The organism is Pseudomonas sp. SWI44, assembly GCF_002947915.1.
In the GTDB taxonomy this organism is placed as follows: domain Bacteria; phylum Pseudomonadota; class Gammaproteobacteria; order Pseudomonadales; family Pseudomonadaceae; genus Aquipseudomonas; species Aquipseudomonas taiwanensis.
This window is the reverse complement of record NZ_CP026674.1, coordinates 1,989,428-2,008,331: the sequence shown is the minus strand read 5'-3', so window position 1 is coordinate 2,008,331 and position 18,904 is coordinate 1,989,428. Positions and strand designations below refer to the sequence as shown.

General features: G+C 62.6%; 18 protein-coding genes and 1 riboswitch. Of the genes, 9 read left to right on the top strand and 9 right to left on the bottom strand.

Going from position 1 to position 18,904, the window contains the following annotated elements:
- Positions 1 to 33: 33 nt before the first annotated feature.
- From C4Q26_RS09540 to ahcY, 3 genes are all read right to left on the bottom strand, one after another.
- Positions 34 to 1,110: a hypothetical protein gene (locus tag C4Q26_RS09540; protein ID WP_027907945.1), complete on the bottom strand. Its 1,077-nt coding sequence runs from the start codon at positions 1,108 to 1,110 to the stop codon at positions 34 to 36.
- Positions 1,111 to 1,202: 92 nt separating this feature from the next.
- Positions 1,203 to 2,048, bottom strand: coding sequence for a methylenetetrahydrofolate reductase [NAD(P)H] (gene metF, locus C4Q26_RS09535; protein WP_023378361.1), 846 nt, complete (start codon positions 2,046 to 2,048; stop codon positions 1,203 to 1,205).
- A 139-nt stretch (positions 2,049 to 2,187) separates the two neighbouring features.
- Positions 2,188 to 3,597 (bottom strand): adenosylhomocysteinase, encoded by a 1,410-nt coding sequence (gene ahcY, locus C4Q26_RS09530; protein ID WP_023378362.1) that lies wholly within the window; start codon positions 3,595 to 3,597, stop codon positions 2,188 to 2,190.
- 21 nt (positions 3,598 to 3,618) lie between these two features.
- Positions 3,619 to 3,714, bottom strand: a riboswitch (S-adenosyl-L-homocysteine riboswitch).
- Positions 3,715 to 3,893: 179 nt separating this feature from the next.
- Between ahcY and C4Q26_RS09525 the strand changes: the two genes are divergently transcribed.
- Entirely contained in the window at positions 3,894 to 4,295 is a 402-nt protein-coding gene (locus tag C4Q26_RS09525) for an acyl-CoA thioesterase (protein WP_023378363.1), read from the top strand.
- 106 nt (positions 4,296 to 4,401) lie between these two features.
- Here C4Q26_RS09525 and C4Q26_RS09520 read toward each other — a convergent pair whose 3' ends face one another.
- On the bottom strand, positions 4,402 to 5,640 hold the full coding sequence (locus tag C4Q26_RS09520; RefSeq protein ID WP_023378364.1) for a sodium:proton antiporter: 1,239 nt from the start codon (positions 5,638 to 5,640) through the stop codon (positions 4,402 to 4,404).
- A gap of 234 nt (positions 5,641 to 5,874) precedes the next feature.
- Here C4Q26_RS09520 and C4Q26_RS09515 point away from each other — a divergent pair, with 234 nt between their 5' ends.
- Both C4Q26_RS09515 and C4Q26_RS09510 read left to right on the top strand, forming a co-directional pair.
- Complete coding sequence (locus tag C4Q26_RS09515; RefSeq protein WP_023378366.1) at positions 5,875 to 6,708, top strand: DMT family transporter; 834 nt, start codon at positions 5,875 to 5,877, stop codon at positions 6,706 to 6,708.
- A gap of 28 nt (positions 6,709 to 6,736) precedes the next feature.
- Positions 6,737 to 7,120 (top strand): MAPEG family protein, encoded by a 384-nt coding sequence (locus C4Q26_RS09510; protein WP_023378368.1) that lies wholly within the window; start codon positions 6,737 to 6,739, stop codon positions 7,118 to 7,120.
- 49 nt (positions 7,121 to 7,169) lie between these two features.
- Here the strand turns inward: C4Q26_RS09510 and C4Q26_RS09505 are convergent, their stop codons facing one another.
- Positions 7,170 to 8,321, bottom strand: a complete 1,152-nt coding sequence (locus C4Q26_RS09505; protein ID WP_104883027.1) for a murein transglycosylase A — start codon at positions 8,319 to 8,321, stop codon at positions 7,170 to 7,172.
- A gap of 114 nt (positions 8,322 to 8,435) precedes the next feature.
- Here C4Q26_RS09505 and C4Q26_RS09500 point away from each other — a divergent pair, with 114 nt between their 5' ends.
- Positions 8,436 to 8,882 (top strand): cytochrome c, encoded by a 447-nt coding sequence (locus C4Q26_RS09500; RefSeq protein WP_023378370.1) that lies wholly within the window; start codon positions 8,436 to 8,438, stop codon positions 8,880 to 8,882.
- A gap of 44 nt (positions 8,883 to 8,926) precedes the next feature.
- Here the strand turns inward: C4Q26_RS09500 and C4Q26_RS09495 are convergent, their stop codons facing one another.
- The 4 genes from C4Q26_RS09495 to C4Q26_RS09480 all read right to left on the bottom strand — a co-directional run bounded on the left by C4Q26_RS09495 (position 8,927) and on the right by C4Q26_RS09480 (position 13,497).
- Positions 8,927 to 9,319 carry a DUF1090 domain-containing protein gene (locus tag C4Q26_RS09495; protein ID WP_023378371.1) on the bottom strand — a complete coding sequence of 131 codons (393 nt, stop codon included), beginning with the start codon at positions 9,317 to 9,319 and terminating at the stop codon, positions 8,927 to 8,929.
- Positions 9,320 to 9,437: 118 nt separating this feature from the next.
- A complete protein-coding gene (ligB, locus tag C4Q26_RS09490; protein ID WP_104883026.1) occupies positions 9,438 to 11,147 on the bottom strand; it encodes an NAD-dependent DNA ligase LigB in 1,710 nt (569 codons plus the stop codon).
- 144 nt (positions 11,148 to 11,291) lie between these two features.
- The gene (metK, locus tag C4Q26_RS09485) at positions 11,292 to 12,482 is read right to left on the bottom strand and encodes a methionine adenosyltransferase (protein ID WP_023378373.1); all 1,191 of its coding nucleotides are present in this window, start codon (positions 12,480 to 12,482) and stop codon (positions 11,292 to 11,294) included.
- 19 nt (positions 12,483 to 12,501) lie between these two features.
- Positions 12,502 to 13,497, bottom strand: a complete 996-nt coding sequence (locus C4Q26_RS09480; protein ID WP_023378374.1) for a metalloregulator ArsR/SmtB family transcription factor — start codon at positions 13,495 to 13,497, stop codon at positions 12,502 to 12,504.
- A gap of 284 nt (positions 13,498 to 13,781) precedes the next feature.
- Between C4Q26_RS09480 and tkt the strand changes: the two genes are divergently transcribed.
- The 5 genes from tkt to C4Q26_RS09455 all read left to right on the top strand — a co-directional run bounded on the left by tkt (position 13,782) and on the right by C4Q26_RS09455 (position 18,848).
- Positions 13,782 to 15,779: a transketolase gene (gene tkt / locus C4Q26_RS09475; protein WP_023378375.1), complete on the top strand. Its 1,998-nt coding sequence runs from the start codon at positions 13,782 to 13,784 to the stop codon at positions 15,777 to 15,779.
- Between the two features lie 151 nt (positions 15,780 to 15,930).
- Entirely contained in the window at positions 15,931 to 16,992 is a 1,062-nt protein-coding gene (epd, locus tag C4Q26_RS09470) for an erythrose-4-phosphate dehydrogenase (protein ID WP_027907946.1), read from the top strand.
- Positions 16,993 to 17,004: 12 nt separating this feature from the next.
- A complete protein-coding gene (locus C4Q26_RS09465; RefSeq protein ID WP_023378377.1) occupies positions 17,005 to 18,168 on the top strand; it encodes a phosphoglycerate kinase in 1,164 nt (387 codons plus the stop codon).
- Positions 18,168 to 18,419, top strand: a complete 252-nt coding sequence (locus C4Q26_RS09460) for a hypothetical protein (protein ID WP_104882256.1) — start codon at positions 18,168 to 18,170, stop codon at positions 18,417 to 18,419. Before C4Q26_RS09465 ends, C4Q26_RS09460 begins: the two co-directional genes overlap by 1 nt.
- Positions 18,420 to 18,518: 99 nt before the next feature.
- Positions 18,519 to 18,848: an MliC family protein gene (locus tag C4Q26_RS09455; protein ID WP_023378381.1), complete on the top strand. Its 330-nt coding sequence runs from the start codon at positions 18,519 to 18,521 to the stop codon at positions 18,846 to 18,848.
- The last annotated feature ends 56 nt before the right edge of the window (positions 18,849 to 18,904 follow it).

Below are 18,904 nucleotides of genomic sequence, written 5' to 3'. Positions count from 1 at the left end.
GCTTAGGCCAAGGCCAGATATCGGCGCGCCAGTTCAGGTCTGCGGGACGTCGAGCAGGTGGCCCTCGATTTCCTTACGCCGGCCACCGAGTGACAGGCGCATGCCCGGATGGCGCAGGCAGCGGCGCAATTGCTCGGGCTCCATGCGGCCCTCGCGCGCCACATAGTTCTCCAGGGCTTTGTCCCACCAGGCCGGGGCGCAGGCCCGGTCGAACTCGTTGCCATACGGGTAGCAGCCGTACAGCAGTTCTCGGGCGAACTGGCGTTCCTGGCTCGGCAAGGTCAGCGTCAGTGCCTTGTAGCCCAACCGGTGCAGGGCTGGCGGGCGCGGCAGTCGGTCATTGACCTGCAGCACGTCGGCCCGGGCCGCCTCACTGAGTGGTTCATCGGCGTGCTTGCGCAGCCAGGCCTGGATCTTGGCGCGGAACTGCTGCTTGCGGCTCCAGTAGTGGTGGATCACATCGGTGCACTCGGCCAGCGCGAGGGTGCGGTGGGCGGCCACTGCAAGGCAGAACTCTTCGAGTGTGTAGGCGGTGGGTGCCAAGGGATAGAACTCGTCCATCATGGCAATGGAGCGGTCCAGTATCTGAGCATCAGCCTGGGTCAGGCCGATGACTCCGGAGTTGACCATGCGCGTCTGATCGTCAGCCAGTCCGCGTTGGCGAAGTATGGCGTGAAGGCTTTCGTACAGCACGGCCTTGCGGTTCGCGCCGTAGGGCGCGCCAATGAAGTTGCACAGCAACTGGCCTGGCTTGACGCGTTCGAACAGGCGCAGCGGCGAGGTGCGGAAGAACGTATCGGTGTCGATCAGTACCGCCAGCGGATGCTGTTCGAGCACTTGGCGCAATAGCACGTGCTTGCTGCGAAAGTGATAACCATGGGGAAGATTCCAGGCCGTGCGCGTCGCAGCGTCCAGCACGTGGACGTTGACGGGCAGTTTGCCGTAGGGCGCCGGGTTGTCGGTGTAGACATGGATGTCAACGGCGGCGCCAGGCGTTTCACCCAGGTGAGTGAGGGCGCTGACGATGCTGAAGCAGGCCTCTTGGTGATAAGTCACCGGGCCGAACGCGAGGTAGATGAGCTGCGAGCGTGCAGGCGACGGTGTCTGCATATCGGGCAAACCTGGCTGTCCACAGGGATAATAAGGCTTTAGTGTAAGACTAAAGCCTTAATTGTTCCTTAAACAGATGTTTCCAAGTTGTTTCAGCGAGGCAGCTTCAGGTTGTTCCAGATAGCCAGACTTGGCTCGGCCTGGTTCAGGGTGTAGAAGTGCAGGCCCGGTGCGCCGCCTTGCAGCAGTTGTTCGCACATGCGGCTGATCACGTCTTCGCCGAAGGCCTGGATGCTGGCGGTGTCATCGCCATAGGCTTCCAGCTGCTTGCGGATCCAACGTGGAATCTCGGCGCCGCAGGCGTCGGAGAAACGGGCCAGCTTGCTGTAGTTGGTGATGGGCATGATGCCCGGCACTACAGGGATGTCCACGCCCATCTTCTGTGCGCGCTCGACGAAATAGAAGTAGCTGTCGGCGTTGAAGAAGTATTGGGTGATGGCGCTGTCGGCACCGGCCTTGACCTTGTGCACGAAATTGGCCAGGTCGTGTTCGAAGTTGCGTGCCTGCGGATGCATTTCCGGATAAGCGGCAACTTCCAGGTGGAAGTGATCGCCGGTTTCCTGGCGGATGAACTCGACCAGATCGCTGGCGTAGCGCAGCTCGCCGCTGGCCATGCCCATGCCCGATGGCAGGTCACCACGAAGGGCGACGATGCGCTTGATGCCGGCGGCCTGGTACTGGTTAAGCAGGGCGCGCAACTCGTCCTTGCTATCGCCGACGCAGGACAGGTGGGGGGCGGCCGGTACCTTAACTTCGCTTTCCAGCTGCAGCACGGTATTGAGCGTGCGGTCGCGGGTCGAACCACCGGCACCGTAGGTGCAGGAGAAGAAGTCGGGGTTGTAGCTGGCCAGCTGGCGGGCAACGCCCATCAGTTTTTCGTGGCCGGCATCGGTCTTGGTGGGGAAGAACTCGAAACTGTAGCGGCGTTCTTGTGACATCTCTCGTTCCTTCAGCTGCCAGCGCCAGGCGGGCAACTGCAAATAAAAGCCAGGGCGGTTTGGGCCGGCCTGGCTCGGGCATCGTTGCGAAGCGTTGCCTGCAAGGGCCAGGCAAGGTGCCTGGCCCTTGGGCCGCTGATCAGTAGCGGTAGGCGTGCGGCTTGAACGGGCCTTCGACAGTCACACCGATGTACTCTGCCTGCTGCGGGGTCAGCTGGGTGACCACGCCGCCGAAGCCGCGGACCATTTCCAGGGCCACTTCTTCGTCGAGTTTCTTCGGCAGCACTTCAACGGTCAGGCGCTCGGCTTTCTTGGCGGCTGGCAGGTCGGCGAACTTCTGCTCGAACAGGAAGATCTGGGCCAGTACCTGGTTGGCGAACGAACCATCCATGATGCGGCTTGGGTGGCCAGTGGCGTTACCCAGGTTAACCAGGCGGCCTTCGGCCAGCAGGATCAGGTAGTCGTCGTTGTGCGGGTCGAAGGTACCAGCGCCGGTGCGGTGGATCTTGTGGACCTGTGGCTTGACCTCTTCCCATGCCCAGTTCTTGCGCATGAAGGCGGTGTCGATTTCGTTGTCGAAGTGGCCGATGTTGCAGACCACGGCACGCTTCTTCAGGGCCTTGAGCATGTTGGCGTCGCAGACGTTGACGTTACCGGTGGTGGTGACGATCAGGTCGATGCGGCCCAGCAGGTCGGCGTTGATGCCAGCTTCGGTACCGGTGTTGATACCGTCCTTGAACGGCGAGACGACTTCGAAGCCGTCCATGCAAGCCTGCATGGCGCAGATCGGGTCGATTTCGGTGACCTTGACGATCATGCCTTCCTGGCGCAGGGACTGGGCCGAGCCCTTGCCCACGTCACCGTAGCCGATCACCAGGGCTTGCTTGCCCGACAGCAGGTGGTCGGTGCCGCGCTTGATGGCGTCGTTCAGGCTGTGACGGCAGCCGTACTTGTTGTCGTTCTTGCTTTTGGTGACCGAGTCGTTGACGTTGATCGCCGGGACTTTCAGCTCGCCCTTGGCCAGCATGTCCAGCAGGCGGTGCACGCCAGTGGTGGTCTCTTCGGTCACGCCGTGGATTTTCTCCAGCATGGCCGGGTATTTCTTGTGCAGGATTTCGGTCAGGTCACCGCCGTCGTCCAGGACCATGTTGGCATCCCATGGCTGGCCGTCCTTGAGGATGGTCTGCTCGATGCACCATTCGTATTCCTGCTCGGTTTCGCCTTTCCAGGCGAACACAGGGATACCGGCGGCGGCGATGGCCGCGGCAGCCTGGTCCTGGGTGGAGAAGATGTTGCAGGACGACCAGCGAACTTCGGCACCCAGGGCAACCAGGGTTTCGATCAGCACGGCGGTCTGAATGGTCATGTGGATGCAGCCGATGATCTTAGCGCCCTTGAGCGGTTGCTCAGCCTGGTACTTGCGGCGCAGGCCCATCAGCGCTGGCATTTCCGATTCGGCGATGATGACTTCCTTGCGGCCCCAGTCGGCCAGGGAGATGTCGGCGACCTTGAAGTCGGAAAAACCTGCAGGCGTGTTTACAGCGCTCATTGAGAGCCTCCATTCGTAGTGTGCGAATGGGCGCCGTTGTGCGTTGAGCGTCCGCGTCGCGGACAACGCCCCAACCGAGCCTGACAGGCCGAGCCTGCTGCAGCGCCCCTCGGATGGGTGGCGGGCATGGCGCCACAGTGGGCGACCATGTTAAACGGCAGGGATTATAGCCTTGGCTGTGTGACACACCCAAGGCTTTCTGTCGATTAATCGCGACGATAGTCGATGTTCAATGGAGCGCCGGCGGCCGCTCTGCCATCATTACTCCACGTTAGCCAAGCAGGTCAGGAGTACCGATGAACTTTCACACCCGCAAATGGGTAAAGCCCGAAGACCTCAACCCCAATGGCACCCTGTTCGGCGGCAGTCTGCTGCGCTGGATCGACGAGGAGGCGGCGATCTACGCCATCGTGCAGCTGGGTAACCAGCGCGTGGTGACCAAGTACATGTCGGAGATCAACTTCGTCAGCGCCTCGCGTCAGGGCGACATCATCGAGCTGGGCATCACCGCCACCGAATTCGGCCGCACATCCATCACTCTCAAGTGTGAAGTACGCAACAAGATTACCCGCAAGATGATCCTCACCGTCGACAAGATGGTCTTCGTCAACCTGGGTGAGGACGGGCTGCCGGCGCCGCACGGGCGGACCGAAATCAAGTACATCCAGGACCAGTTCCCGGATACCGCTGTCGAGTAAGCGTCGCCCAAAGGTAGGAGCCAGCCTTGCTGGCGAACCAAGCACCACGGTGCATGGCGCCGGCTGTGCTGGTGTTCGCCGGCAAGGCCGGCTCCTACGCCGCGTGTCATTCGGCCGGTTGGCTCACCTTGCGCACCATCTTGCCGACCGTCAGACCCTGCACCAGGATCGACGACAGCACCACGATGTAGGTGATCGACAGCAACAGGTCACGCTCGTCGCCCACCGGCAGCGACAGTGCCAGTGCTACCGACACCCCTCCACGCAGGCCGCCCCAGGTCAGCACGCGCACGGTCCCCTTGGGCACGCTTCTCCAGCGGCGCAGCAGGACGATGGCCGGTGCCACGGTCAGCAGCCGTGACAGCAGTACCGCAACCGCCAGCACGCCGCCTGCCGCCAAGTGCAGCCAGTTGAATGGCAGCAGCAACAGTTCCAGGCCGATCAGGGCGAACAGCAGGGCGTTGAGCATGTCGTCGATCAGTTCCCAGAAACCGTCCATGTAGCGACGGGTCATGTCGTTCATCGCCAGGTTGCGCCCCAGGTTCCCGATGATCAGGCCTGCCACCACCATGGCGATGGGGGCCGAGACATGCAGTTCGTAGCACATCGCCGAGCCACCAATCACCAGCGCCAGGGTCAGCATCACCTCGACCTGGTATTGCTCGACGCTTTTGATCATCCGGTAGGTGGCATAGCCGATCAGTCCGCCAAACAACACGCCACCCACGGCTTCGTGAACGAACAGCATGGCGGTTTCAGCGACGCTCGGCGTCTCGCCCATCTGGATGATGCCCAGCAGCACGGTGAACACCACGACCGCGGTGCCGTCATTGAACAGCGACTCGCCAACGATGGTGGTCTTCAGCGGTTTGGAGGCGTTCGCAGTACGTAGTGCACCGAGTACGGCAATGGGGTCGGTCGGTGAAATCAGTGCGCCGAACAGCAGGCAGTAGATCAGCGGCACGTTCCAGCCGAACAGGGCGAACACCCAGTGGGCGAGATAGCCGATGACGAAGGTGGCGATCAACACGCCAAGGGTGGCCAGCAGGCCGATCGGCCAACGGTAGCTGCGCAGGTCGGTGAGGTTGACGTGCAGTGCGCCGGCGAACAGCAGGAACGACAGCATCCAGTGCATCAGCAGGTCGTTGAAGTCGATCTGGTTCATCAGCCCTTCGACGCGCTCTTCCAGGCCAGGAAAGCCAATCAGGCTCAGGCCCTGCAGCATCAGGGAAAACAGCAGAGCAGTCACCATCACGCCGATGGCGGGGGGGAGACCGATGAACCGGTAATTGACGTAAGTGAGGAGGGTGGTAAGGCAGATAAACGCTGCAACTAATTCAAGCATCCCAAATCCTGTGACGGTGGCTTCCAAGTCGTAACCCGAATGGCTCGGGCAGTTCTTTGATGGCCTGGCGCGGGGTTCGGGACACAGACTTTGACCGGATTCTTTCGAATCGTTCCCGATATGGACTGTTGCACTGCCTAGATTCCATAGCAGCCGGTCTGCCGGCGATGCGGCGCACAGGGCGCCTCAATCGCTATATATTCACAGGCTTGAAACGTCACAAGGATACAAGGCGTGTTGGCAACATCCCTGGTGCTGGTCGCCGCCCTGCTGCATGCGACCTGGAACACCCTGATCAAATTCAGTGGCGAGCGACTGCTGGTCATTGCCAGCATGGATGCGGTGGCATTGGTCTTTGCGGTGTTGGCGGTAGCCTTCGTCGCGTTTCCTCCGGCTGAAATCTGGCCATGGCTGCTGGCGTCGGCCCTGGCCGAGCAGTTGTACCGTGTCCTGCTGATCAAGGCCTACCGGGTTGGCGACCTGGGGCTGGTCTATCCTCTGATGCGTGGCTTGTCGCCGCTGGTGGTGCTGGGGCTAACGCTGGCATTCGCGGGCGAGTCACTGAGCCAGCAGCAGATCATCGGTATCTTGCTGATCCCCTGCGGCATGGCGTGTCTGCTCTGGCAGGGCGGCGGCGGTGAGCGGCTGCCGTGGTCGATGCTGCCAGTGGTTGCACTGATCGGCTTGTGTATCGGTTGTTACACCTGGTTCGACGGGCAGGCCGTAAGGCTCTGGGGCAAGCCCTGGGACTACCTGGTCTGGCTGACGTTGCTGAGCGCCTGGCCCTTCCCGGTCCTGGCGTGTGTGGCCCGGCGGCCGCAGTTTGCGCTGTTTTGGCAAACCCAGTGGCGGCTGGGGTTGGCGGTGGGTTTGTGCGTGCTGTTCAGCTATGCATTGGTGTTGTGGGCCATGCACCTGGGGTCGGTGGCCGAAGCTGCCGCGCTGCGCGAACTGAGCGTGATTCTGGTGGTGCTGCTTGGCATGCGCTATCTCAAAGAACCTTTTGGCGGCCCGAGACTCCTAGCTTGCGGGCTGGTCCTGGCTGGCATGCTGGTGATGAAGCTCTAACCCCGAACTCGAACAAGGAGTCCTGAACATGACCGTTGCCCTGTGGTGCATCCTGATCGCGCTCGTGCTGCCACCGCTTTGTGCCTTGATCGCCAAGACGAGTGGTCGTTTCGGTCTGAAGGATAATCACGACCCGCGCGGCTTCCTCGACACATTGTCGGGTTTGCCACGTCGTGCCCATGCTGCGCAGCAGAACGGGTACGAGGCATTCCCAGCGTTTGCGGCGGCGGTGCTGGTGGCCGATATCGTCGGCAATGCGGAGCAGGTGACCCAGGATGTGCTGGCGGTGCTCTACATCACCAGCCGGCTGCTGTACATCATCTGCTACCTGGCAGACTGGGCTGCCCTGCGTTCGCTGGTGTGGTTTGCCGGGTTGGGCCTGATCGTTTCGTTCTTCGTGGTATCGATCTGAGTTGAAGTGGCGCTCATCGCCGGCTTGGCGGCGATGAGCCTGCGCAACCTCAAGGTACTTTAGGCACCTCAGGCAGCGGCTTGTCCTTGGGCCAGAGCATCCAGATCTGTCCCTGCTGCTTCATGTTACCGGCCAGTTCACCCGCTTCGGGCCCAGTGCCCCAGAACAGGTCCGCGCGCACCTCGCCGGTGATCGCGCCACCGGTGTCCTGAGCGCCCACCGGGCGTACCACGGGGGAGCCATCAGGGCGAGTGGTAGACAACCACAGCAAGCTGCCCAGCGGGATCACCTTGCGGTCGATCGCCACGCTGTAGCCAGCGGTCAGCGGCACGTTGAGCGAGCCACGCGGCCCTTCGTTGCTGTCTGGGCGGGTGCTGAAGAAGACATAGCTGGGGTTGCTGGCCAGCAGCTCTGGCACTCGTTGTGGGTTCGCTTGTGCCCAGGCGTGGATGCTGCCCATGGTGACATCTTCTTTCTTCAATTGGCCTTGTTCGACCAGCCAGCGCCCAATGGGGCGATAGGGGTGGCCATTCTGGTCGGCGTAACCCAGGCGCATCTGTCGGCCATCTTCCAGCTGGATACGGCCCGAACCCTGGATCTGCAGGAACTGCAAGTCCATCGGGTCGGTCAGCCAAGCCAGCACTGGCGCTTTCACGCCATCGCGGTTGATCACTTCGGCCGTGTCATAGGGCTTGAGCACGCGACCGTCGAGCCGCCCGCGCAGGCGCTTGCCCTTGAGCTCCGGATAAACGCTGGCCAGGTCGACCACGATCATGTCCTCGGGAACGCCGTACACCGCGACCCGTGCTGCGTCGGTGCGCTCCAGGCTGCCGGGGTAGACCGGCTCGTAGTAGCCAGTGATCAGGCCGGTGGCGTTGTTCTCGGCCGAGCGCAGCCCCAGTACTTGCAACTGCTGTTGCAGGAAGGCGCGGATCTGCATCGCGTTGTCAGGCACTTTGGCCGCTGCTTCGCAGGTTGCAGCCCAGACAGGGTCGCGCTTGAGCTTTTCGCAGCCGTTGCGCCAAGCCTGGAAACCGGCCCGCAGGTCACTGTCGCTGACGCTGGGTAAGTCGTTCCAGGTGGCGGGGGCGTAGGTGGCAATGGCGTGGGGTTCGGGTTTGGCGTTCTCACCGCCGTTGCAGCCGGCCAGCAGGGCCAGGGCAGGCAGCGCCCAGGCGAGGTGGCGCAGAGCAGATTTCATGGCTGAATCCTTGAGGGGAGGCCTTGGAGCTTCCCTTGTTTTTCGTAAGGGTATTGGTCTTTGTCGAGCAGGCGAGGATACTGTCGGCCCTTTCCTTCTGCCAATGTGACCGTGATGTTCAAATGTTTCACAGCCCTGCTGCTGATCAGCCTGGCCCTGGTGGGCTGCGACCGTGTCGATCCTAACTCACCTTTGGGGCAGCGCAAGGCGATCTTCAAGCAGATGCTCAAGACCAGTGAGGATATGGGCGGCATGTTGCGCGGACGTTTGCCGTTCGATGGTGTGAAGTTCGCCGACGGGGCGGTGAAGCTCGATGGCCTGGCTCATGCGCCGTGGCAGCATTTTCCCCAGGTCAAGGATGAAGGTGACAGCAGTGCCCGGCCTGAAGTCTGGGAACGACAGGCGCGCTTTCACGACCTGGCGATGCAGTTGGAAGGGGTGACGGGCGAGTTGGTCGATGTTACCCGTAAGCAACCGCTGGATGCGGCAAGTCTGAAAGCGCCGATGGACAGGGTCGAAGCGGCTTGCAAAGCCTGTCATACGGAATTTCGTAACCATTGAGGGAGGGCGCCTCTCCCGAAGGTTCAGGGGAGGCGATGGGCGGGTCAGCGGTCCAGTTGGTCCACGGCTTCCTGCAGTTCCTTGCGGGACTCGGCAAGCTTGTCCTTGCGCTTGTTTATTTTTTCCGCGTCGCCTTTGGCTTCGGCCTTCTTCAGGTCCTTCTCGCGTTGCGCCACTTCATGGCGCGCATCGAGCACCTTCTGTTCGCGCTCTTTGCGCAGGCTGGCATCATTGCAGTTCTCAACCCCGCGCAGGGCTTCCTCCAGGCCCGCGACCTGAGCATCGTTACCGTGATCGCGGGCAATTTTCAGCTGATTCTCGATGGCGCTGCGCTTGGCGGCGCAGCCGGTCAGGCCTTCGTCCGGTTGAGCGGCCTGTACGGCGGTGGCCGCAAGGCCAAGTGTTGCCAGCAGGACGAGGGTGTGAACGCGTTTCATGAGGGCCTCCTTGACGGGGCGGGGCAGCAAAAGTTGGGGGAAATCCTGCCTTGGTTTTGCGGATTTATAAACCCTTGTTGGTTTTTCTAGCCCAGACAAAGATTTTTCCTACATGTTTTTAGGGGGTTCTTTGTTGAGCGGACCCGTCACCGATCATGAAACCGCGAATACCCGCCGCGCTCAGTCGAGCGGCTATGGTTTGCAGTTCATCGTCCACGAAAAAGGCGGCGAGCTGCTTCGATCGGGTGTCACCGATGCCTGGCAAGGCTTGCCAGTCCCTGGCGGACCTACCCGCCAGCGTTTCCCAATCGCCATCAAGTGCCAGGTTGCCCGGTGCGGGTATGCCGAGGCCGCGCAGCCAATGGGCAAAGGGGCGTGATCGGCCAGCTTCGAAGCTGTGCTTGAGCTGGCGGGCGCTGGCATGGCTGATGCCCGGAACTTCGGTCAATTGCTCCGAATCCAGCGTCAGCCAATCCGTCAAAGTGCGTACCTTGCCGCCCTGGACCAGGCGGCGCCAGGTGCCGGGGCCTACACCAGGCATGGCCAGCCCATGCTTGCCACTGAGCCAGGTGAGCCTGGCGATGAATTGCTCTTCGCAATCGTGGCTTGCTTGCCAGCAGCTTCTGGTGTGATACCGATCGGGCGTGGGGGATGCCACGGGTTGCCGCGCCAGGGCGCGGTGCACCACCTGCTCGAAGCGTGGAATGGTCAGTCCTGCCAGGCTGATCGCTACCTGGTCTCCCGGGCGTACGTCGAGTGCCTGCCAGCGAGCCAGTGAGCCCAGACTTACCTGGCTGATCATCCGGTCATCCAGGCGTATGGGCTGCAGTTGCAGCACAGGAGTGACCTTGCCCGTGCGCCCGACACGAAAGCGTACTTCGCGAACCGAGGCCAGCGCTTGCGAGTAGGGGTACTTCCATGCGGCGATCCAGTATGGCGCCTTGGCTTGCCAGCGCTCGGCGGGCGGTCGGTTGTCCTGGCGCAGAATGATGCCGTCGGTAGCGAAGGGCAGAGGGGTGCGGTACCAGTGTTGCCTCCAGTGGGCGGCATCGCTCGCTTGAACGATAGCCTTGCTGAAGCGTTGGCTGTCCGGAAACCCCAGCGCAGCCAACTGCGCCATGCGTTCGACCTGGGTGGACGGCCCATGAGGCCAGTCCCACACGAACAATCCGATGCTGGCGCCTTGTTCGGGTGAAAGCTGCTGACGCGCCAGCAGCCCTGCGACGGTCCCTCGGGCATTCATGCCACCGGCCTTGGCCTGAACGTGCTCTTCGAGGCGGTGGTACAGCTCTCCCTGCAGCACCAGGTCGATGGTTTGGGGTAGCTGCCGGGTGATCGACCCCAGATGAGGGATGTGGCGGCTCCAGTCATGGCCGTGGATGCCATCGCCCCGGCTCAGCAGACGGACCAGTCGACCTTGCCGGTAGACCAGCGAGACGGCGACCCCGTCGACCTTGGGTTGTACCCAAACGTCCGTCTTCCCAGTCAGCCAGCGTTCGGCCTCGGTGTTGTCGCTCAACTTGTCGACGCCGGTGTGGGGGACCGGGTGCGGGATCGGCCCTCGTGCACTTGCCAGGGGATTTGCGTGACCGGCGAGGCCGAAGCAGTTTTCCAGGTGTTTCAGGCGCAGGCGGCTCTGGTCGTAGATGTCGTCAGCGACTTCGGCCTTGCCCAGGCGATGGTAATGGTCATCCCAGCCGGCCAGGGTGCCGCGTAGCTGGGCGATTTCGGCCTTGGCTTGTGCGAGTGGCCAGTCAGGGCATGGCGCGGCGAAGGCCCCGCAGGCTTGGAACAGCAACAGCGAGAGCAGCAAGCGTTTGAGTGGCATGGCCAGCATCCTTGCATGGCGGGTGGAGCCCTCAGCCTAGGCAAGTACGGGGTCCGCTGCGGTGAACAGTTGTCAGTGCATATGTCATGAAAAAGCCCCTGCCGATCACTCGGCAGGGGCTTTCATTTCACCGCTGTAGGAAAATTACAGCCCGGCAGCGTCACGCAGCGACTGGGCGCGGTCGGTACGCTCCCAGGTGAAGGTGGTGAAGGTGTCGTCGCCGACAGTCTTCTGCTGCGGGGTACGGCCGAAGTGACCGTAGGCGGCGGTTTCCTGGTACATCGGGTGCAGCAGGTCGAGCATCTTGGTGATCGCGTATGGACGCAGGTCGAAGCACTCGCGCACCAGCTGGATGATCTTGTCGTCGGAGACCTTGCCGGTACCGAAGGTGTTGATCGAGATGGAGGTTGGCTGGGCTACGCCGATGGCATAGGACACCTGGATCTCGCAGCGCTCGGCCAGGCCGGCGGCAACGATGTTCTTGGCCACGTAGCGGCCAGCATAGGCGGCGGAGCGGTCGACCTTGGACGGGTCCTTGCCGGAGAACGCGCCACCACCGTGACGGGCCATGCCGCCGTAGGAGTCGACGATGATCTTGCGACCGGTCAGGCCGCAGTCGCCCACCGGGCCACCGATGATGAAGTTACCGGTCGGGTTGATGTGGTACTGGGTGCCTTTGTGCAGCAGCTCGGCCGGCAGGGTGTGCTTGACGATCAGCTCCATCACCGCTTCCTGCAGGTCTTTCTGCGAAACCTCAGGGTTGTGTTGGGTCGACAGCACCACGGCGTCGATGCCGACTACCTTGCCGTTCTCGTAGCGGCAGGTGACCTGCGACTTGGCGTCCGGGCGGAGCCATGGCAGCAGGCCGGACTTGCGCGCTTCAGCCTGGCGCTCGACCAGACGGTGCGAGAAGCAGATCGGTGCCGGCATCAGTACTTCGGTTTCGTTGCTGGCATAGCCGAACATCAGGCCCTGGTCGCCAGCGCCCTGGTCTTCAGGCTTGGAGCGGTCAACGCCTTGGGCGATGTCCACCGACTGCTTGCCGATGATGTTCATCACGGCGCAGGTGGCGCCGTCGAAGCCGACGTCGGAGCTGTTGTAGCCGATGTCGATGATGACTTTGCGCACCAGGTCTTCCAGGTCGACCCAGGCAGACGTGGTGACTTCGCCGGCGATGATGGCGACACCGGTCTTGACCAGGGTTTCACAGGCTACGCGAGCGTACTTGTCCTGGGCGATGATGGCGTCCAGGACCGCGTCGGAAATCTGGTCGGCGATCTTGTCCGGATGCCCTTCGGACACGGACTCGGAGGTGAAAAGGGAATATTCGCTCATCTCGACGGGTTCCTAAAATTTACCGATGGTGAGTGTCGCCAGCCGTCCGCTGGAAATGTCGGACCTGAATCTGGAAACCGTTACGCAAGCCTACATAGAGGCTGTCCCCGGGTGTCAGCCCGGCAGCATGGGCCCAGCGGGCCAGGTCGTCCTGCTCGAAACCTAGCCAGAGGTCGCCGCAGGCTTCCCGCGCCCAACTCTGGTCATGGCTGCACAGCTCGGTGACCAGCAGGCTGCCGCCGGCCTTCACCCGTTTGGCCAACTGGCACAAGGCCTGGGCCGGGTCGCTGAAATGGTGCAGGACCATGTTCAGCACAACGCAGTCGGCTTCCACATCCGTTGCACCCAGTGCATCGGCCAACTGCAGATTTACATTACCCAGGCCTTGGCGTTCGCAGACCTGGCGGGCCAGCTCGAGCATGGTCGGGCTGTTGTCCATGGCGGTGACCTGAGTGAAGCGCTGGGCCAGGTCTGGCAGGAAACCGCCGTCCCCTGGGCCGACTTCCAGGGCCGTGGCCGTGGGCGTGAAACTGAGATTGTCCAGCAGTGCCAACAGGCTTTCGCGGTACTGGGGCAGCCCCGCGATCAGGTCTTGCTGGGCGCGGAATTTTTCTTCCACCCGCAGGAAGAAGTCCTGGCTGGTGGCGGCGCGGCGTTGTTGCACCTGCGCGATTCGGGCCAGCACGTCTTCTGGCAGGGCCAGGTCGTCGACTTCTTCGAGCAGCGCCGCATGCAGCCGGCCGCCTGGGCGAAGGCCGTCGGGCAAGGCGCGGCGGTAGAAAATGGCATTGCCTTCGCGACGGGTGGCCACCAGTTCAGCCTGGGCCAGCACTTTCAGGTGATGGCTCATGCCCGACTGGCCGATGTCGAAAATCTGTGCCAGCTCCAGCACCCCGAACGAGTCGCTGGCCAGTGCGCGCAGGACATTCAGGCGCAGCGCGTCGCCACTGGCCTTGCACAGGGCGGCCAGGGTGTCGCTTCGCTGAATGGAAATGGGCTGCGCACGTAGGTTCATGACGCGGCAGTCTAGACAGGCAGGGCTACCCCCGCAATAGCAATATCAAAAAGTTTTGATATTGGGTGATGAGCGGAGCACGCACCCAGCACCACGTGAGCCTGCGCAAGCGGGTTTACCCGTGATCAATCCACCGCCGCTCCCTGTGTTTCCCCCGAATTGGAGGCCAATCACAGGAAAAATGCCCGACTGCGACCATCCGTCATTGCCCCCGAGCCCGCCTGTGGGCGAAAATGGCCGCCTTTTTTCGTTTCACTACCTATTCAAGCCCCAGGAGATTAGCGATGCCCAGCCGTCGTGAGCGTGCCAACGCCATTCGTGCCCTCAGCATGGATGCCGTGCAAAAGGCCAACAGCGGCCACCCAGGTGCCCCCATGGGCATGGCGGATATCGCCGAAGTGCTTTGGCGCGATTACCTGAAGCACAACCCGAGCAACCCGAAATTCGCCGACCGCGACCGCTTCGTGCTGTCCAACGGCCACGGCTCGATGCTGATCTACTCGCTGCTGCACCTGACCGGCTACGACGTCACCATCGATGACCTCAAAGGCTTCCGCCAGTTGCACAGCCGCACCCCGGGCCACCCCGAATATGGCTACACCCCAGGCGTCGAGACCACCACTGGCCCACTCGGCCAAGGTATCGCCAACGCCGTGGGCTTCGCCCTGGCCGAAAAGGTCCTGGCAGCCCAGTTCAACCGTGAAGGCCACAACATCGTAGACCACCACACCTACGTGTTCCTGGGCGATGGCTGCATGATGGAAGGTATTTCCCATGAAGTCGCCTCGCTGGCCGGCACCCTGGGCCTGAACAAGCTGATCGCCTTCTATGACGACAACGGCATTTCCATCGACGGCGAAGTGCACGGCTGGTTCACCGACAATACCCCGGCACGTTTCGAAGCGTACAACTGGCAGGTGATCCGCAACGTCGACGGCCATGACGCCGACGAAATCAAGACGGCCATCGAGACCGCTCGCAAGAGCGACCGTCCGACCCTGATCTGCTGCAAGACCATCATCGGCTTCGGCTCGCCGAACAAGCAGGGTAAAGAGGATTGCCACGGTGCCCCGCTGGGCAACGATGAGATCGCCCTGGCCCGCAAGGAACTGAATTGGAACCACGGCCCCTTCGAAATCCCTGCCGACATCTATGCCGAGTGGGATGCCAAGGCCGCTGGCGCCAAGGCAGAAGCCGACTGGAACCAGCGTTTCGACGCCTACGCCAAGGCCTACCCGGAACTGGCGGCCGAGTTCAAGCGCCGCGAGAGCGGTGAGCTGCCGGCTGACTTCTCCGAGAAAGCCCAGGCCTACATCAACGAAGTGGCTGCCAAGGGCGAAACCATCGCCAGCCGTAAAGCCAGCCAGAATGCCCTGAACGCATTCGGCCCGCTGCTGCCGGAGTTCCTGGGCGGTTCGGCCGACCTGGCCGGCTCCAACCTGACCCTGTGGAAAGGTTGCAAGGGCGTCGAAGCCAACGATGCCAGCGGCAACTACGTGTTCTACGGTGTGCGCGAATTCGGCATGACCGCCATCATGAACGGCGTTGCCCTGCACGGCGGCCTGGTACCTTACGGCGCGACCTTCCTGATGTTCATGGAATACGCCCGCAACGCCGTGCGCATGTCGGCACTGATGAAGCAGCGCGTCATCCACGTCTATACCCACGACTCCATCGGTCTGGGCGAAGACGGCCCGACCCACCAGCCGATCGAACAACTGACCAGCCTGCGCAGCACCCCGAACCTCGACACCTGGCGCCCGGCCGACGCGGTCGAATCCGCCGTGTCCTGGAAAGCTGCCCTGGAGCGCAAGGATGGCCCATCGGCGCTGATCTTCTCGCGTCAGAACCTGCAGCATCAGGACCGCGACGCCGACCAGATCGCCAACATCGCCCGTGGCGGCTACGTGCTGAAGGACTGCGCCGGCGAGCCTGAACTGATCCTGATCGCTACCGGTTCGGAAGTCGGCCTGGCCACCCAGGCACACGCCAAGCTCACCGAGCAAGGCCGCAAGGTTCGCGTCGTCTCGATGCCGTGCACCAGCGTGTTCGATGCCCAGGACGCGGCTTACAAGCAGTCCGTGCTGCCGGTCGAAGTCGGTGCGCGTATCGCCATCGAAGCCGCCCATGCTGACTTCTGGTACAAGTACGTCGGCCTGGAAGGTCGTATCATCGGCATGACCACCTACGGCGAGTCGGCTCCGGCCAGCGCGCTGTTCGAAGAGTTCGGCTTCACCCTGGACAACATCCTGGGTACCGCCGAAGAGCTGCTGGAAGACTGATACAGGCGTAAGGCGAGGGCTTAGCCCTCGTTTCGCGACACAAGGCCGCTCCCACAAGGTTACTGCACGTGCGGTCCCTGTGGGAGCGGCCTTGCGTCGCGATGGGCCGCAACGCGGCCCCAACCGCCATCATGCGTTAGCGAGCCAACGAATGTCCCACCTGCGTCCCTACAAAGTTGCACTCAACGGTTACGGCCGCATCGGCCGCTGTGTCCTGCGCGCACTGTTCGAACGTGGGGCAACGGCCGGTTTCGAGATCGTTGCGCTCAATGACCTGGCCGACCAGGCCAGCGTCGAATACCTGACTCGTTTCGACTCCACCCACGGGCGCTTCCCCGGCGAGGTGAAGGTCGATGGCGACTGTCTGCATATCAATGGCGACTGCGTGAAGGTAATGCGCAGCGCCACGCCGGAAGGCGTCGACTGGGCGGCACTGGGCATCGACCTGGTGCTGGAGTGCTCCGGCGCCTACCACACCCGTGCCGATGGCCAGCGTTTCCTGGATGCCGGCGCGCCACGGGTATTGTTCTCTCAACCGATGGCCAGCGAGGCGGACGTGGATGCCACGGTGGTCTATGGCATCAACCAAGACTGCCTGAGCGGCAATGAACGCCTGGTGTCCAACGCCTCCTGCACCACCAACTGCGGCGTGCCGCTGCTGCGGGTGCTGGACCAGGCTTTCGGCATCGAGTACGTGCAGATCACCACCATTCACTCGGCGATGAACGACCAGCCAGTGATCGACGCCTATCACCACGAAGACCTGCGCCGCACGCGCTCTGCCTTCCAGTCGGTGATACCGGTGTCCACCGGTCTTGCTCGTGGTATCGAACGCCTGCTTCCGGAACTTGCCGGACGAATTCAGGCCAAAGCGGTACGCGTGCCGACCGTGAACGTGTCGTGCCTGGACATCACCCTGCAGACCGCCCGCGACACCAGCGCGGCCGAGGTCAACCGGGTGCTGCGAGAGGCGGCGCTGGATGGCCCGCTGAAAGGCTTGCTGGCCTATACCGAGCTGCCGCATGCCAGCTGTGACTTTAACCATGACCCGCATTCGGCCATCGTCGATGCCAGCCAGACCCGTGTTTCAGGCCCACGCCTGGTCAACCTGCTGGCATGGTTCGACAACGAATGGGGGTTCGCCAACCGTATGCTCGACGTAGCCGAACATTTTCTGCACGTCGTACACCCAACCCGCACCAAACAGCCCTGAAGGACTGCATTCATGACCGTGTTGAAGATGACCGACCTCGACCTGCAAGGTAAGCGCGTTTTGATCCGCGAAGACCTCAACGTCCCTGTGAAGGACGGTGTGGTAGCCAGCGACGCGCGTATCCTGGCAGCGCTGCCGACCATCAAGCTGGCCCTGGAAAAGGGCGCGGCGGTAATGGTTTGCTCGCACCTGGGCCGCCCGACCGAGGGTGAGTTCTCTGCCGAGAACAGCCTCAAGCCAGTTGCCGACTACCTGAGCAAGGCGCTGGGCCGCGAAGTGCCGCTGGTGGCCGACTACCTGGACGGCGTCGAGGTCAAGGCGGGTGATCTGGTGCTGTTCGAGAACGTACGCTTCAACAAGGGCGAGAAGAAGAACGCCGACGAGCTGGCGCAGAAGTACGCCGCCCTGTGCGATGTGTTTGTCATGGACGCCTTCGGGACTGCCCACCGCGCCGAAGGCTCGACCCACGGTGTCGCCAAGTTCGCCAAGGTCGCCGCTGCCGGCCCGCTGCTGGCTGCCGAGCTGGATGCCCTGGGCAAGGCCCTGAAGGCCCCGGCCAAACCGATGGCGGCCATCGTTGCCGGCTCCAAGGTGTCCACCAAGCTGGACGTGCTGAACAGCCTCAGCGCGGTCTGCGACCAACTGATCGTCGGTGGCGGCATCGCCAACACCTTCCTCGCTGCCGCAGGTCACCCGGTTGGCAAGTCGCTTTACGAACCGGACCTGGTCGATACCGCCAAGGCCATCGCCGCCAAGGTCAGCGTTCCGCTGCCCGTGGACGTGGTGGTTGCCAAGGCGTTCGCCGAGAGCGCTGAAGCCACCGTCAAGGCCATCGCCGACGTGGCTGCCGACGACATGATCCTGGATATCGGCCCACAGACCGCTGCCAACTTCGCCGAGCTACTGAAGTCGTCCAAGACCATCCTGTGGAACGGCCCGGTTGGCGTGTTCGAGTTCGACCAGTTCGGTAACGGCACCAAGGTACTGGCCAAGGCCATCGCCGACAGCGCCGCCTTCTCCATCGCAGGTGGCGGTGACACCCTGGCGGCCATCGACAAATATGGCGTTGGCGCCGATATCTCCTACATTTCTACCGGTGGCGGTGCGTTCCTCGAATTCGTCGAGGGCAAGGTCCTGCCTGCCGTGGCAATCCTGGAAGAACGGGCCAAGGCCTGATAGAGAAGGCGCCTGGCAAAGGGAGCGACCGGATGGTCAAGCAATTGCCTGTGATGATCCTTGCCGGACTGCTGGGCGCATGCTCCAGCAGCCCGTCCTCGGATGCCGAAGGCCCGCAACCGCCCAAAGGCGGTTGCTACCAGTCTGAATGGCAGGCCGAGACCGTGCCGGTGATCAACAAGCGCCTGGGGCCGACCGGCCTGGAAAAGTACGACGACGAGCATCAGCGCAAAGCGCCCGGCTGCCCTTGATCGGGTGGCAGGCAACCTGACGGGTATTTCGTGGTCTGCGTGATGAGGAGCCGGCTTGCCGGCGATGGGCTGCAATGCAGCTTCAAGCGGAGTAATTTGATGAAAGCGCTGCTGGCCTCGATGGCCCTGGCGACACTGGCAGGATGCTCACTGCTGCAACCGGCGCAGCCCGCGCCGACGGACAACTGGACCCGTTGGGTCTGCGACACCCAGACCGAAGTCCTGTGGCGTTTCGCTGATGCGAAACGGGATGAAGTCGACGTACGCCTTGGCGGCGGTGACCAGGTCTACCGGCTCAAGTCCGAACCGGGTGCTTCCGGCGCGCTGTACAGCGATGGCGTGCTGGCCTTCCACACCAAGGGCGAAGAAGGCCTGGTGTACTGGGTGGCGACGAACGATCTGATTGGGCGGGGCTGCAAGGCACCGTGACTGGCCGGGCCGCGCTGGCGGCCCACACTACTTGAACAGCAACCGCCCCTGCGGCA